Here is a 14,789-nt window from a genome sequence, read left to right on the forward strand (position 1 = left end):
ATTTGTAGCTTGTCAGCACCAATTTCAGCTTGGGCTTTCTTCAAGTAGTTATACACCGATTTAGAATCATATACCCAAAATTGCTTTGAAAACCTTTTGCAGTTATCCAGTGCGTTATCCCTTACAATCTCATATGTAGATTTTGCTGTGCGCTCGAATTCCAAAGCATAATACTTGCCGTTTTTGCAAAAGTAACCATCTGGGTGGTGGATATCAAAATCCAATGATTTCAATATGGGTTGTCCGTTCTTTTTCTTGCCGACTTCTTTCAACTCTCTTACGGCGTTGAAATCTCTCTCGGTTATGATATTGCCGAAATGAACAAATCGTTTTCTGCTACCATCTTTGAGCTTACGGAGCAAACAGAAATAGACATACATATCAGCGCAACCAAGAGAATGTTCATATCTCCCCAATGTAGGCGGTCTTACATTCCGTGGCGGTAATCCTGCTTTCGAAATTCCAGACTTCGTAATCCAGTTCGCCGCAGGACAGTTAGCTTTCAGCACTTTACGACCTACTAATCCGGCGGTCGCAAGGTCATGTAACCTCTTAGCTACATATCGTTTATTCTCACCTATAATTAATGATAGGTGGTAGTCACACAAAAAATCCGCTTTATACAATGAACTCAATAACTCTTTATCAGTTTCTGACAAAACAATTCCTTTTTTATGATTGACAAAATTTGCCATACTAGAATCTTCCTTTCCAAAAGAAATAGGGGGTTCCGTCAGTTCCCCGAAAAGGCTTCAATGCAAATGTATAAAACGTAGTTTATACACTTGCAGGTTTCAGTGAAATCGTGAATTGCAGAGTCACGATTTCACTGAAATGAAGCCAAAATTCGGGGTATGTGACGGAACCCCCTGACTTTTAATTTTCTATCTATATTATAGCACATTGTTAAATTTTTGTCAATCTTTATTATCCAAAAAAAGTCAGTGTTTATGCAGATTTAGGATGCCTTTCTCTATACTTGAAAAGCGACGAACCAAAACAAAAAAGACAGAGTAAAGCAATCTGCTTTCTCTGTCTAAATAGTGTATTAGGCTCTTATTCTGCTTTTCTGTTTACACCATTTTTACACCAATTCACTATTGAGATACGTGGCGTTACGTGGTGTTATGTGGTTTTGACTATCCCAACAAACCCAGTATTATTCAAGAAAAGTTGACTTTTGTAGTGAAATATAGAGAAATGTGGAATTACTCCTTATATTTCAATTCCGAGCTTCATATATCTTCAATCTCCTTTTGTATAATTGTCATTGCAAGGGGTAGGCGAATTACCGATCCTGAGAATGACACACAATTACCCATTATTAAATGTATTCTAACATTATATAAAGTAAAAGTCAATTCAATCAATGGTTGACAAAATCACCGATTCCCCATAAAATTGAACTCGGTGAAAGATATGAATCATTATGACTACATTCTGTTTGATCTGGACGGGACGCTGATCGAGAGCGCCGAGAGTGTGCGGGTGTCGCTTGCGCACGCGATGGAGGCGTTGGGGCTGCCCTGTCCCGATCTGTCGGATTATACGAAATACGTCGGACCGCCTTTGGAGGATACCTTCCGCGGGATGTGTGCCGTGCCGGAGGATCAGATCGAGCGAGGAATGATCATCTACCGCGATTACTACGACGAGGTCGGACAAAAAACCAACAAATTGCTTGACGGCGTGATCGAGATGCTCGCCGCGTTGCGTGAACGCGGCTTCAAAATCGCGGTGTGTACCTCAAAGAACGAGCCTGTCGCTGAGATGGTGTGCGATAAAATGGGCTTGACGCCGTATCTCGACGCGATCTGCGGCTCGACATTCGACGGCAGCCGCCGCGCCAAGGCGGATATCATTCCCTACGCGATCGAAACGCTGGGCTGTACGGATAAGAAAAACGCCCTGATGATCGGCGATACGCATTTTGACGCGCGGGGCGCTCAGCTCGCGGGGGTGGATTTCCTCGGCGTGACCTACGGCTACGGCACGGTCGAGAGCATGAAAGCCTGCGGCGCGATTGACTTTGCCGACAGTCCCGGGGAGATTTTGCATTTATTTATGTAGGGACGAGCATTGCTCGTCCGTATAGCCGATGAGTCGAACGACGTTGGGTAGAGTTGTAGGGTACGGCGCTTGAACACGCGTGTTCGACATACCGAATGGTTAACATTTGATGTTCAACAAAAGCGCTGAAGAGGAAGAGAATATCGGGAGGATCCGGATCCTCCCCTATCATAGCGTGATAAATCGACCTCGCCCCGCATATACTGTACCGGTGATGGTATGTTTCAATCGGTCAGGCTCAAAAATATTCGATTAACGATCCTTTCTCTGATCGGCGTTTTGCTCTTTGTCACGATCTGTCTGGTCGCGCTGCGCGGCAGAGCGGCGGATACGATGGAGATCAACGGAGAAACGGTCACACTGCACGCCGGGGATGAAGCGGACGTCGAACGCTTTCTCACCTCCTGCGGCTACTCTTCTCCGGAATTCCTCTTTCAGCACGAGATCACCGTGCCGAAAAACTGGAATGATATATATACAGAATACAACGAGTTGCAGCGTCAGCAGGGATTCGATCTGGTGCCGTACAAGGGAAAAGCGGCAACGGAATATGAATATTTTGTCGACGATACGCTGAACGCGTCCGTGTTGGTGAGTGAGAACAGGATCATCGCCGCCCATGTCGCGAACTGCGACGGCAGGGAGATGCGGATGATCCGTTGAACCCGAATAGGTGAAGCATGAAAGAACGATTAGACAAGTTTTTGTCCTCTCAGACGGCGCTGAGCCGTAAAGAGGCGCAGAAGGCAATCAAAGAAAAACGCGCGTTATTGAACGGAGCGGTCATCCGCGCCGCCGATACCAAGGTCGATACCGAAGCCGATACGGTGTCGCTGGACGGTCAGCCGCTGACCTATCAACAATACGTCTATTATATGATGGACAAGCCCGAAGGGGTCGTCTCGGCGACCAAAGACAGAGATGAGCGCACCGTGCTCGATCTTCTGCCGCCCGGGCTGTACCGTGACGGACTCTTCCCCGCGGGCAGACTGGACAAGGATACGACGGGATTGTTGCTGATCACCGACGACGGCGACTTTGCCCATCGGATGCTCTCGCCGAAAAAGCACGTGAAAAAACGCTATATCGCGACCCTCGACCGTGAACCGGAGGACAGCATTATCGCGGCATTTGAAGCGGGTATCGTCCTCGGCGACGGCACCGTTTGTAAAAGCGGCAGGGCTGAATTGCTCGGCGGATGCCGTGTCGCGGTAACGATCAGCGAGGGCAAGTATCATCAGGTCAAGCGGATGTTCGCGTCGCTGGGCTATCATGTCGAGGCGCTCAGGCGTGTCAGGATCGGCAATTTGTCCTTGGACGCGGGATCTCAGCCCGGTGATATACGCGTTTTGACGGCAGAAGAGGCGGCAAAAGTGTTCGGTTGAGGCTGAAAATCGCTGATCCTGCAAAAAATGAATCGTTATGTAAAAGACGGATATGTTTGCGGTTTCAACAAATCACACAAAAAAACAGGGTGTTTGGCTTATACATTGGATTTTTCATTGTCAAATCGCACAATAACGGCAGGGCTTTTTTTGTCTTATCGGAAATTTAACTAAATATTGACCGGAATATTTAGTAAAAAAACAAGTAGAAGTGCACAGAAAAGTATGATATATTATTGGTGTACACTTATCATAAGTGCGTAAAGCAATTGATTCAGTAGTTTTTGCTGCACTTCTTTAGGCGTGCAGATTTGGATAAAAATGGAGGTTTTTTAATGGCTAATGTATCACTGAGACACGTTTACAAAATTTACGACGGCGGCGTTACCGCTGTAACCGATTTCAACCTTGAGATCGCCGACAAGGAATTTATCATTCTGGTAGGTCCTTCCGGTTGCGGTAAGTCCACTACCCTGCGTATGGTAGCGGGTCTGGAAGATATCTCCAAGGGCGAGCTGTACATCGGCGACAAGCTCTGTAACGACGTTGCTCCCAAGGACAGAGATATCGCGATGGTTTTCCAGAACTACGCTCTGTATCCTCATATGACCGTATACGATAACATGGCGTTCGGTCTGAAGCTCCGCAAAATGCCTAAGGAAGAAATCAAGCGTCGCGTAGGCGAGGCTGCCCGTATCCTCGGTATCGAACAGTACCTCGACAGAAAGCCGAAGGCTCTCTCCGGCGGTCAGAGACAGCGTGTCGCGCTGGGTCGTGCGATCGTCCGTGATCCTAAGGTATTCCTGCTTGACGAGCCGCTGTCCAACCTGGATGCTAAGCTCCGTGCTAACATGAGAACCGAGATCAACAAGCTGTATCAGAAGCTCGGTACTACCTTTATCTATGTAACCCATGACCAGACAGAGGCTATGACGATGGGTACCCGTATCGTTGTTATGAAGGACGGCTTCATTCAGCAGGTCGATACTCCTCAGCATCTGTATGATCTGCCCTGCAACGAGTTCGTAGCAGGCTTCATCGGCTCCCCGCAGATGAACTTCCTCGACGCTACCCTCGTGAAGGAAGGCGGCAAGTTCGCCCTCAAGTTCGACGAGTATACCGTCACCCTGCCCGACAGCAAGAACAAGAACGGCGTTCTCGAGCCCTACGTCGGCAAGGAAGTTCGCTTCGGTATCCGTCCCGAGCATATCCATGACGAGCCTGAGTTCCTCGAGAAGTGCGAAGGCAAGAACGGCGTTATCAACGCCAACGTTGTCGTAACCGAGCTGATGGGCGCAGAGATCTATCTGTATGTCAACATCGGCGGCACTCAGGTAACCGCTCGCGTAGAGCCCACCTCCACCGCGAAGCCCGGCGACTATATCGACGTTGCGTTCGACCTCGAGCGTATCCATATCTTCGATAAGGACACCGAGATGACCATCACCAACTGATGATGTCAGGCTCCCTTTTCCAACGGAGTTGGCGCGTAGCGCCTGAGGGTTGAACAACCTATTATGTACATTTGCCCGTCGCGAAAGCGGCGGGCTTTTTGTATTGTAGGGCGGGGGCTTGCTCCCGCCGCTATTTTTTGTCATTGCGAGGCTCCTTTAGGAGCCGTGGCAATCTCAACCTTCCGCAAAATGTCATTTACCGCAAATCAACCAAACCGTACAAGTGAAAGATAATAGCAGCAGAAGCGTCTCGGCGGGAGCAAGCCCCTCCCCTACGGTAAACGTTTCAGAGAATTTGTAGGGGTCGACATTTGAACACGCGTGTTCGACGCCCCGCAGCAGGGCGTTGGTCAAGATGCATTTTTGTTGAGGAGCTGTACGTTTTGTAGGGTACGGCATTTATGACGTACCGCATGGCAGAGGCGTTGTGTTTCTATCTATGGGCTTTCGATATAGGAAACGCCCGTCATTCTCGGTTCGTCGGACAAGCGTGACAAGCGCCGTACCCTACAGTTCCTCACTCCTAACTCCTCACTCCTAACTCCTCACTCCTCAACATCTTGTGGTCTGAAAATCGGTGCGGCACAATTCTCTTTATTGTTCACAAAAAGTTTAAAAAATTGTAATTTCAGCGCTTTATTTCCGCGATATTATCTGTTATATTGCATATAAAGAAAAATCTATGCTGCTTTTCCGAACGAAAATGCGATATTGAAGCCGTTTTTTGACTTTTTGAAAGAAAAGAGCCCGTTTTTAAATAATTACCGGTTTGAAATAATGATGAAGTTTTTATCATTTTTTTCTTTTTTCTCATAAAAAAGTCGATTCAATTTAAAAAAAAGGTTGCTTTTTCTGATTCTTTTGTGTAAAATGTATATGAGATAGGTGGCTTCTTTAGGTAAATCACCAAATCGTTCGGTATTTTGACTATTTTTTTCTGACGGAGGAGCATTATGTCCAATAGATTATTTCAGGGAGTTATTCATCAGATGAAGGACGCGATCGACAGAACGATCGGCGTAGTGGACGAGACTTCGGTTGTTATCGCTTGCTCGGAGCTCGGGCGCATCGGCGAGGTGAACGAAAGCATCACCTCCGATACCCTCTCGGCGACCGTGCCTTTTGTCATCAACGGTCATACCTTTAAGTCGTTCGGTTCTTCGACCAGATCCGAATACGCTGTCTTTGTACAGGGCAGCGACGAGATCGCGCAGAAGTACGCGCAGCTCTTGGCGGTATCGCTTGCGTCCATCAAGCAGTATTATGATGAAAAATACGACCGCTCCAATTTTATCAAAAATGTCATCCTCGACAATATCCTGCCCGGCGACATCTATCTGAAGGCGCGCGAGCTGCGCTTCAACAGCGACGTCAGCCGTGTCGTCATGCTGATCAAGATCACCTCCAAGACGGACGTTTCCGTCTTTGATGTGGTACAGAATCTCTTCCCCGACAAGACCAAGGATTTTGTCATCAATATCAATGAGACCGATATCGCGCTGGTCAAGGAGATCAAGCCCGGTATCTCTACCAAGGATCTGGAGAAGCTCGCCGGCTCCATCGTCGACACCCTCTCCACAGAGTTCTATACCCACTGCGTCGTCGGTATGGGTACCAACGTCACCGGCATCAAGGATCTGGCACATTCCTTTAAGGAAGCACAGGTCGCCCTCGAGGTCGGCAAGGTATTCGATACCGAGCGCACCATCGTCAGCTACGATAACCTCGGTATCGCCCGTCTGGTTTATCAGCTGCCCACCACCCTGTGCGAAATGTTCCTCAAAGAGGTCTTTAAGCGCGGTTCAATCGAGAGCCTGGATCAGGAGACCCTGTTCACCATCCAGAAGTTCTTTGAGAACAACCTGAACGTATCCGAGACCTCCCGTAAGCTCTTTGTCCACCGTAACACGCTGGTCTACCGTCTGGAAAAGATCAAGAAGCTGACCGGTCTGGATCTCAGAGAGTTTGAGGACGCGATCGTCTTTAAGGTAGCGCTGATGGTCAAGAAGTACCTGACCTCCAGCCCGACCAAGTATTAATCTATCGATACAACAAGTCAAAAGCGGATCAGTGAGGCAGAGGTTTTCGGCGTTCAGTGATCCGCCCCTTATCTATCCATATAATCCCAACAAAGACAGATATTCTGTCAGCGAAAGGTATTACTATGATAAAGTTCAACAACGTTTCCAAGGTATATGACAGTAACGGCGTTCACGCGCTGGACAATGTATCCCTGAACATCGAGAAGGGAGAGTTCGTCTTTATCGTCGGCTCTTCCGGCGCCGGTAAAAGTACCTTCCTCAAGCTGATCATGCGTGAGGAGATGCCCACCTCCGGCTCGATCATCATCAATGATATGCACCTCGAGACTCTTCCGCGCCGCAAGGTGCCGTATCTCAGACGTACGATGGGTATCGTGTTCCAGGATTTCCGTCTGATCTCCAAGATGACGGTCTATGAGAACGTCGCTTTCGCGATGCGCTGCGTCGGCAAGCGAAACGATTCCATCAAAAAGCGCGTACCTTATATATTGGAGCTGGTCGGTCTTGCCGATAAGGCGAACGATCATCCGTCCGAGCTTTCCGGCGGTGAGCAGCAGCGTGTGTCTTTGGCGCGCGCGCTGGTCAACAACCCCGCTCTGATCATCGCGGATGAGCCCACCGGCAATATCGACCCCGAGATGAGCTATGAGATCATCGAGCTCCTCTCCGAGATCAACAAGCGCGGCACCACGGTGCTGGTGGTCACCCACGAGCACGAGCTGGTAAAGTCCTTTGGCAAGCGAGTCATAACTATCGACGACGGCAGAGTTGTTTCTGACTCCGATGACAACAGATTCGTCGCAATCTGAGTTTGGATCAGTACAACGGAAAGGAATGGAAGTATGAGTAGTTTTGGCTATCTGATTAAAGAAGGCTTCAAGAATTTAGTTCATAACCGCCTGATGACCCTCGCGTCCATCGGCGTTTTGATATCCTGTCTGGTTCTGACAGGTTCTGCGGTCATGTTGACCATCAATGTTTCCAACATCGTCGACTCTGTCGGCGATACCAACGTCACCAAGGTGTTCCTTGATGACAGCTATACCAAGCTTGAGGCAGTGTATAAGGGCAAGGAGCTCAGCCAGGTCGCGAACGTATCTCAGGTCGAGTTCATCGATAAGGATGAAGCGATCCAGGCGTACCGCGATCAGCTCGGCGACGAGGTCTTCGCCAACATGTCCGGCGATGACAACCCGCTGCCCTATGCTTACAGCGTCAAGATGGATGATCTGTCCAAGTATGACGATACCGTCGCCAGGATCAAAGAGGTCGAGGGCGTCGCGTCGGTTTCTTCCCACCGTGAGGTCGCTGAGAAGCTGACCAACCTGTCATCCTTCATCACGACGATGAGTCTGTGGATCATTCTGGCGCTGGCGATCATCTCGCTGTTCATTATCAGCAACACCATCCGCATGACCATGTTCTCGCACCGCTTTGAAATCAGCATCATGAAGAGCGTGGGCGCGACCAACGCGTTTGTCCGCGTACCGTTCATCATCGAGGGCATTGTCATCGGTCTGATCTCGGCGATCATCGCGATCGGACTGCTGTTTGTGCTGTCCGACGCTATCATCAACTCGGTGCAGAAGATCCTTGACTTCAAGTATACACGCTTCACCGAGGTCATGTGGCCGATCATCGGCTCCTTCGTCGCGGCAGGTGTGCTGGTAGGTTCACTGGGCAGTATGGTGTCGATTCGACGTTTCCTGACTCACGAAGGCAACGAGGTCTTAGGCTGGTAAAATGCCTTCCCCTCAAGGGGAAAGCTGTAAAACAGAAACAGTTCTCACCCATTACCCGCCCGCGGTAATCGGTTTTGGAAAATCCTGCGGGCAGAAAGGCTATGAGATTGATGAAGAAAATACTATCAGTATGTTTAGCCCTCATTATGATAATAGGTGGCGCCGCGTCCACCACCGCGGCGACGATCAGCGAACTGGAAGCTCGTCAGGCTGAGCTGGAATCTCAGCAGGCGGAGTATCAGGCAAAGCTGAACAAATCGAATTCTGCTGTATCCGAAAAGCAGGAAGAGGTCGACGCTCTTGTCGGTCAGGTCGAGTCCGTGACCGCCGAGATTCAGGTCTGCTATCAGAAGATCTCCATCTATGATAAGAGTATCGCTGAGAAGCAGCAGGCGATCGACGCCGCTAATGTGGAAATCGACAACAACATGAATACACTCCGCCAGCGCATCAAGACCATCTATATTTCCGGTGACGTCAGCGCGCTGGAGATCGTCATGGGCGCAAAGGACTTTACCGACTTCCTCGATAAGCTCCAGCTGGTTCAGTACGTCAGCGATCATGACGCTGAACTGATCAACGGCATCAAGAAGAAACTCAACACCATCTCTGAGGAGAAAAAGGCGCTTGAAGCAGATAAAGCGAGCCTGGAAGAAGAGCATACCACTCTGACCAATAAACAGGATGAGCTGACCAAGCTGCTCGACGAAAACAAAGAAACGCTCGCAAGTCTGCAGAGCGAAGCAAATGACGCGCAGATGCAGTTGAGCATCAGCGAAGAGGAGCTCAGCAAATTGAAGCCGGAGCTTCAGGCGTTAGTGCGTCAGGCTCAGCAGCAAGAGGCGGCGGCTCAGCAGGCAGCGGCAGCTCCGTCTTCATCTTCTGATGATGAGGAAGAAGAGATCGACTACAGCGACAACGGCGGCGGTTCTTCCGGCGGTGGCGGTTACAGCGCTCCGTCACAAATCGACGCAGGCGATGGCTGGACATGGCCGATCCCGGGCTGCTATACGATAACCGGCGGCTTCGGTGAGGGTCGTTCCTATGAGAGCCACGGCGGTACGGATATTGCCGCTCCCATCGGCACCCCGATCTACGCGGCGAACTCCGGTACGGTTATCGGTTCCTCTAACGACTGTACTCATTCCAGCGCGGGCGTAGGCGCGTGTAACCACGGCGGCGGCTACGGCAACCATGTCTGGATCCAGCACGATAACGGCTACCAGACCATCTACGGTCATATGATCAACACCGCGGTCTCCACCGGCGAATATGTATCCAAGGGTCAGTTGATCGGCTATTCCGGTTCTACCGGCTGGTCCACCGGTCCTCACCTGCACTTTGAGCTGCGTATCAACGGCGTCAGAAGCAATCCGATGGCATTGTTCTAAAGACCGATAGGGGAGATTCCCCGACAATGAAATCATACATTTCGATCCCTCCGCATAAGCTATTGCGGAGGGATTTTTATGATGACTGCATTACAGATCGAAGAGCATAATAAAGGCTTTTTGCGCCGACTGCGCCGCAACAGGATCCGTGTAGAGCACCGTTACTGTGACGCGGTAACGCTCAAGTGCGTGACCTATGAGCATTATCGCGGCAAGGTCAGCTGGACGTCCATCGACCGCTTTGTCAAGGCACAGCGCAACCGCGTTTTATGCGCGCCCGATATGGCGATTGCGAGCAACAGCGGGTACAAGCGTTTTGTATCGACGGATCTGAGCCGACGGATGTGCGAGAACGCCGCGCTGTATCTGCTGAGGACGGTCGCCGATCGGCAAATCAAAGCCGTTCTCGTGGATGATGACGGTGACTGCGCCGGGCTGTGCGATTATTTGGCGGAGTACGGCGATCCCGTCAATGTCCTGAGCTCCGCGACCCGGATCTACGCGGCGCAGGCGGAATATCTGCTCAATGAAAAGGGCGCGGCACTGAAGCTCTGTCGGGACAAAAGCTGCCTGAGAGACGCCGATCTGATCATAGCGCCCGGGCGGTTGGAGGAAGAACTGCCCTGTCTGTCCGACGCGCTGATCCTGACGGGTGAGGCTCCGGCGGTAAAGCAAAACGCCGCGACGGTATACGAGTACTTTTTTGAACTGCCGTCAAAGTACCGTGAGATCTGCCCCGACTTCCTCGACGAGATGTATTTTGCGTCGGCATTGTACACGATGGGCAGGGCGAAAGAGCTGGGCGGCGAGGTCTTTACCCGATGCGGCGACGGGGTCACGATACATACCCGCGGCAGCCTTGTCGAGGCGCTCAAAAAACGCCTGTTATCCCGCATAAATTCTTGACATCAACCCACACTTGTCATATAATATAGCTTGTATGCGAATATCTTGAATCATGATTTGATTATTGAAAGGAAGATAAAAATGGCTAAACCGGTAATGTTGACCGCTGAAGGTTTAAAACAGTTAGAAGAGGAGCTCGATCTTCTCAAAGGCGAAAAGCGTAAAGAAATCGCGGAAAAGATCAAAGTCGCGCGTTCCTACGGCGACCTTTCCGAGAACAGTGAATATGACGACGCGAAAAACGAGCAGGCGATGCTCGAGGCGCGTATCGTGACCATCGAGGCTACGCTGAAAAACGCGGTGCTGATCGACGAGGAGGGCATCTCCAACGAGCACATCCACGTCGGCTCCAAGGTCAAGCTGCTGAACCTGCGCACCGACGCCGAGGTCACCTATAAGATCGTCGGCTCCAACGAGGCTGACCCCTCCGAGGGCAAGATCTCCGATGAATCCCCTGTCGGACTTGCTTTGCTCGGACATGCCATCGGCGACGCTGTCGAGGTAGAGGTACCCGCCGGTGTGATCGGCTTCAAGGTGCTTGATATTTTCAAATAATTTCGGCTCCCTTTGGGAAAGGGAGCTCCCACGAGAGTGGGTGAGGAATTGTATTAAATTGTTTGAGCGAAGCGAGTATCTTCATATAATTATGTTGCATCAATAACAATCGTAATTAATTAGTATCTCCCTTCGGTCGGTCAATTCATGCAATTCATCCGAGCTCGCTTGATGCGAGCCCACCTTCCTTTCCCAAAGGAAGGCTTTGACAGGTCTTTTCTACAGACTGAGCCTTTCTTTTGAGGGGAAGGCTGTTTTTATTAATGTATTTGAGGTAGGATATGGAACAAAATCTTAATGAAATTCTGAAACTCAGACGAGAGAAGCTCGCCGTCTTACAGGAGATGGGCAAGGATCCTTTCGTCATCACCAAATTTGATCAGACCCACCACAGTGTGGATATCAAGGAAAACTATGACGAGCTCGAAGGCAAGACCGTCAGTGTTGCCGGCAGAATGATGTTCAAGCGCGTCATGGGCAAGGCGTCCTTCTGCAATGTGCAGGATCTCAAGGGCAGCATCCAGGCATATGTCGCCCGCGATTCGATCGGCGTCGAGGATTACGCGCTCTTTAAAAAGTATGATGTGGGCGATATCATCGGCGTCACCGGCGAGGTGTTCAAGACCAAGACCGGTGAGATCTCCGTGCACGCGAGCAGTGTGACCCTGCTGTCCAAATCGTTACAGATCCTGCCCGAAAAATACCACGGTCTGACCGATACCGACACCCGTTATCGTCAGCGCTACACCGATCTGATCATGAACCGTGAGGTCAAGGAGACCTTTGTCAAGCGCTCCAAGATCATCTCCTCCATCCGCCGCTTCTTGGATGACCGCGGCTTTATGGAGGTCGAGACGCCCATGCTGGTGCAGAACGCCGGCGGCGCCGCGGCAAGACCGTTTGAGACGCACTTCAACGCGCTGGACGAGGATCTGAAGCTCCGCATTTCGCTGGAGCTGTACTTAAAGCGCCTGATCGTCGGCGGTCTGGAGAAGGTATATGAGATCGGTAGAGTGTTCCGCAACGAGGGTCTGGATACCCGCCACAACCCCGAGTTCACACTGATGGAGCTGTATCAGGCATATACCGATTATCACGGCATGATGGATCTGACCGAGGCGATGTATCGCTATGTCGCCCAGCAGGTCAACGGTTCGATGCAGGTGACCTACGGCGAGAACGTGATCGACTTTGAGAAGCCCTTTGAGCGTATCACGATGGTGGACGCGGTGAAGAAATATGCCGGCGTCGACTGGAGCGAGGTCAAATCGACCGCGGACGCCCGCGCTGTCGCGGACAAGCTGCATGTCGAATATGAGGAAAGACATCAGAAGGGCGATATCCTCAGCCTGATCTTTGAGGAATACGCCGAGTGCCATCTGATCCAGCCGACCTTCGTCATGGATCACCCGATCGAGATCTCTCCGCTGACTAAGAAAAAGCCCGAGGATCCCGAGTATGTCGAGCGCTTTGAGATGTTCATCAACGGTTGGGAGATGGCGAACGCTTACTCCGAGCTCAACGACCCGATCGATCAGCGCGAGCGCTTCAAGGCGCAGGAGGCGATGCTTGCCGCAGGCGATGAAGAAGCCAACACCACCGATGAGGACTTCCTCAACGCACTCGAGATCGGTATGCCCCCCACAGGCGGCATCGGCTACGGCATCGACCGACTGGTCATGATCATGACCAACTCCCCGGCTATCAGGGATGTACTTTTATTCCCGACAATGAAGAGCTTGGATAAATAAACACAATATATAGCTATATACTCGCTTATAAATCGCTATATATTGTATGCTTAAAGGATGCTGATTAAGCCCTTAAGCCAAACTTAAGCCAATTCATGCAGATTATTACACAAGGATTTTGTAAAGCAAAGCAGAATTGGCGATACTCTGAAATAAACACCGGACAGACATTCACTTATGTGAGTGCCTGTCCTTTTTTATGAAGACTCTTTCTGATCTTACTACAGTTTTGTTAAACCACAAGTGAATTCTCAGCACTGTTGCAAAGTGCAAAAAGTGGCTTAAAACCTGACTTTTTTAGTCAAATCATACTTTTCATCTATTAAATGAAGTCAATTCCAAAAAAAGGAGTGAAATTACCTTAGCTTACTCTAAAAACGCGATACGGCTGAAATCTGGACGTTTTAGGGCTATATTAAGCGCCGTTTCAAAGGCGATGACAGACTGGTTTTCATTCACCTAAATTGATAATATGTTTACCTTGATTACAGGCGTATCGCACAGCCTGCGTTGCTCCGCCGTAGCTGCGGATAACATAGCAGATTATCAAATCACAGTGATCGACCATCCACTGGTTTCGTGCTTTTATTGCCGCTTTGTAGTGTATGCCGATGATTTCGGGAGGGATAATGATATTGTCATAAAGGGAACAATAGTATTCCTTATTTGTGTTGAGATTGCTTGTGAAATAAGGCTTTACACAGATCAGTTTGATTTGAGGGTATCTTACCTTAGCTTTACGAACGGCTGAAGAGAACCGGGTATCAAACTCACCCATAGCACCGGTGTAGAACATATTGTAGCCTGCATCAACCGCATTTATGACGGCTGCGTATAAACTGTCATCAATATTTGCTAATACTGTCCGGTGACCAAAACCGCAGCACGCTTTCATTTCCCTATTCACCACATCTAAATAAAATATATATTTTTATATATTATATCTAAACACAGTAGATAGGTCAACAATAATCGATGAATCAATTGGATATAATACACCATAGTGTATAGTAAAATTATACACAAGGTGGTGATTGACGTGAATAAGCAAGAGTTTTCTGAGAGACTTTCCACTTTACGTATCAATAAAGGCGTTTCCGCACGGGACATGAGTTTATCTATCGGACAAAGCCCCGGCTATATTAACAATATAGAAAATGGGATCAATTATCCGTCAATGCAAACATTTTTCTATATTTGCGACTACCTTGAAATAACGCCAAAAGAGTTCTTTGATCTTGATACCGCTAATCCCACGAAAGTCAGCGAGCTGATAGAAGCAACCAAGGGACTGAGCAGCGACCAACTATCAAATCTGATTAGCCTGGCAAAAGGGCTGAAATAATACAAAATAATGAGCAGAGCGGCATGTAATGAACTGCCCCAAATTGTACGGACAGCACAAAAAAGCCCCCTAAAGGCAGAATATTAAGATTTAAGCAACATACTGACGTCGGTATTCTATCGGCGTCAGTTTTGTTTTGAGTTGAATC

General features: G+C 49.4%; 14 protein-coding genes. 12 read left to right on the forward strand and 2 right to left on the reverse strand.

From position 1 onward, the window contains the following. Nucleotides 1-695 (reverse strand): hypothetical protein (locus JKK62_RS15765; protein WP_186833737.1); only part of this gene is annotated, 695 nt, incomplete at its 3' end. A gap of 724 nt (nucleotides 696-1,419) precedes the next feature. On the opposite strand from JKK62_RS15765, the gene JKK62_RS15770 reads away from it, so the two are divergent. The 11 genes from JKK62_RS15770 to lysS all read left to right on the forward strand — a co-directional run bounded on the left by JKK62_RS15770 (nucleotide 1,420) and on the right by lysS (nucleotide 13,296). After that, a complete protein-coding gene (locus tag JKK62_RS15770) occupies nucleotides 1,420-2,070 on the forward strand; it encodes an HAD hydrolase-like protein (protein WP_186833738.1) in 651 nt (216 codons plus the stop codon). Nucleotides 2,071-2,289: 219 nt separating this feature from the next. Then, complete coding sequence (locus JKK62_RS15775; protein WP_186833739.1) at nucleotides 2,290-2,733, forward strand: DUF4830 domain-containing protein; 444 nt, start codon at nucleotides 2,290-2,292, stop codon at nucleotides 2,731-2,733. A gap of 17 nt (nucleotides 2,734-2,750) precedes the next feature. After that, nucleotides 2,751-3,455, forward strand: a complete 705-nt coding sequence (locus tag JKK62_RS15780) for a pseudouridine synthase (RefSeq protein WP_186833740.1) — start codon at nucleotides 2,751-2,753, stop codon at nucleotides 3,453-3,455. A 335-nt stretch (nucleotides 3,456-3,790) separates the two neighbouring features. Beyond that, nucleotides 3,791-4,909 (forward strand): ABC transporter ATP-binding protein, encoded by a 1,119-nt coding sequence (locus tag JKK62_RS15785; RefSeq protein ID WP_186833741.1) that lies wholly within the window; start codon nucleotides 3,791-3,793, stop codon nucleotides 4,907-4,909. 953 nt (nucleotides 4,910-5,862) lie between these two features. Further along, the gene (locus JKK62_RS15790) at nucleotides 5,863-6,948 is read left to right on the forward strand and encodes a PucR family transcriptional regulator (RefSeq protein ID WP_186833742.1); all 1,086 of its coding nucleotides are present in this window, start codon (nucleotides 5,863-5,865) and stop codon (nucleotides 6,946-6,948) included. Nucleotides 6,949-7,073: 125 nt separating this feature from the next. Further along, a complete protein-coding gene (gene ftsE / locus JKK62_RS15795; protein ID WP_186833743.1) occupies nucleotides 7,074-7,760 on the forward strand; it encodes a cell division ATP-binding protein FtsE in 687 nt (228 codons plus the stop codon). Nucleotides 7,761-7,793: 33 nt separating this feature from the next. Beyond that, nucleotides 7,794-8,693, forward strand: coding sequence for a permease-like cell division protein FtsX (gene ftsX / locus JKK62_RS15800; RefSeq protein WP_186833744.1), 900 nt, complete (start codon nucleotides 7,794-7,796; stop codon nucleotides 8,691-8,693). A 146-nt stretch (nucleotides 8,694-8,839) separates the two neighbouring features. Then, the gene (locus tag JKK62_RS15805) at nucleotides 8,840-10,084 is read left to right on the forward strand and encodes a murein hydrolase activator EnvC family protein (protein WP_186833745.1); all 1,245 of its coding nucleotides are present in this window, start codon (nucleotides 8,840-8,842) and stop codon (nucleotides 10,082-10,084) included. A gap of 78 nt (nucleotides 10,085-10,162) precedes the next feature. Then, complete coding sequence (locus tag JKK62_RS15810) at nucleotides 10,163-10,990, forward strand: hypothetical protein (protein ID WP_186833746.1); 828 nt, start codon at nucleotides 10,163-10,165, stop codon at nucleotides 10,988-10,990. Nucleotides 10,991-11,071: 81 nt separating this feature from the next. Further along, complete coding sequence (gene greA, locus JKK62_RS15815; protein WP_186833747.1) at nucleotides 11,072-11,545, forward strand: transcription elongation factor GreA; 474 nt, start codon at nucleotides 11,072-11,074, stop codon at nucleotides 11,543-11,545. A gap of 281 nt (nucleotides 11,546-11,826) precedes the next feature. Next, the gene (gene lysS, locus JKK62_RS15820) at nucleotides 11,827-13,296 is read left to right on the forward strand and encodes a lysine--tRNA ligase (RefSeq protein ID WP_186833748.1); all 1,470 of its coding nucleotides are present in this window, start codon (nucleotides 11,827-11,829) and stop codon (nucleotides 13,294-13,296) included. A 451-nt stretch (nucleotides 13,297-13,747) separates the two neighbouring features. Here the strand turns inward: lysS and JKK62_RS15825 are convergent, their stop codons facing one another. Continuing rightward, nucleotides 13,748-14,191, reverse strand: coding sequence for an LOG family protein (locus tag JKK62_RS15825; protein ID WP_186833749.1), 444 nt, complete (start codon nucleotides 14,189-14,191; stop codon nucleotides 13,748-13,750). 144 nt (nucleotides 14,192-14,335) lie between these two features. Here JKK62_RS15825 and JKK62_RS15830 point away from each other — a divergent pair, with 144 nt between their 5' ends. Beyond that, nucleotides 14,336-14,641: a helix-turn-helix domain-containing protein gene (locus JKK62_RS15830; RefSeq protein WP_186833750.1), complete on the forward strand. Its 306-nt coding sequence runs from the start codon at nucleotides 14,336-14,338 to the stop codon at nucleotides 14,639-14,641. Nucleotides 14,642-14,789: the final 148 nt, after the last annotated feature.

Source organism: Ruminococcus difficilis, assembly GCF_016680995.1.

What these genes read in the sequence shown, in the direction of transcription:
- JKK62_RS15770 (WP_186833738.1), top strand. Translation starts at nt 1,420, where the DNA reads ATGAATCATTATGACTACATTCTGTTTGATCTGGACGGGACGCTGATC.
- JKK62_RS15775 (WP_186833739.1), top strand. Translation starts at nt 2,290, where the DNA reads ATGTTTCAATCGGTCAGGCTCAAAAATATTCGATTAACGATCCTTTCT.
- JKK62_RS15780 (WP_186833740.1), top strand. Translation starts at nt 2,751, where the DNA reads ATGAAAGAACGATTAGACAAGTTTTTGTCCTCTCAGACGGCGCTGAGC.
- JKK62_RS15785 (WP_186833741.1), top strand. Translation starts at nt 3,791, where the DNA reads ATGGCTAATGTATCACTGAGACACGTTTACAAAATTTACGACGGCGGC.
- JKK62_RS15790 (WP_186833742.1), top strand. Translation starts at nt 5,863, where the DNA reads ATGTCCAATAGATTATTTCAGGGAGTTATTCATCAGATGAAGGACGCG.
- ftsE (WP_186833743.1), top strand. Translation starts at nt 7,074, where the DNA reads ATGATAAAGTTCAACAACGTTTCCAAGGTATATGACAGTAACGGCGTT.
- ftsX (WP_186833744.1), top strand. Translation starts at nt 7,794, where the DNA reads ATGAGTAGTTTTGGCTATCTGATTAAAGAAGGCTTCAAGAATTTAGTT.
- JKK62_RS15805 (WP_186833745.1), top strand. Translation starts at nt 8,840, where the DNA reads ATGATAATAGGTGGCGCCGCGTCCACCACCGCGGCGACGATCAGCGAA.
- JKK62_RS15810 (WP_186833746.1), top strand. Translation starts at nt 10,163, where the DNA reads ATGATGACTGCATTACAGATCGAAGAGCATAATAAAGGCTTTTTGCGC.
- greA (WP_186833747.1), top strand. Translation starts at nt 11,072, where the DNA reads ATGGCTAAACCGGTAATGTTGACCGCTGAAGGTTTAAAACAGTTAGAA.
- lysS (WP_186833748.1), top strand. Translation starts at nt 11,827, where the DNA reads ATGGAACAAAATCTTAATGAAATTCTGAAACTCAGACGAGAGAAGCTC.
- JKK62_RS15825 (WP_186833749.1), bottom strand. Translation starts at nt 14,191, where the DNA reads ATGAAAGCGTGCTGCGGTTTTGGTCACCGGACAGTATTAGCAAATATT.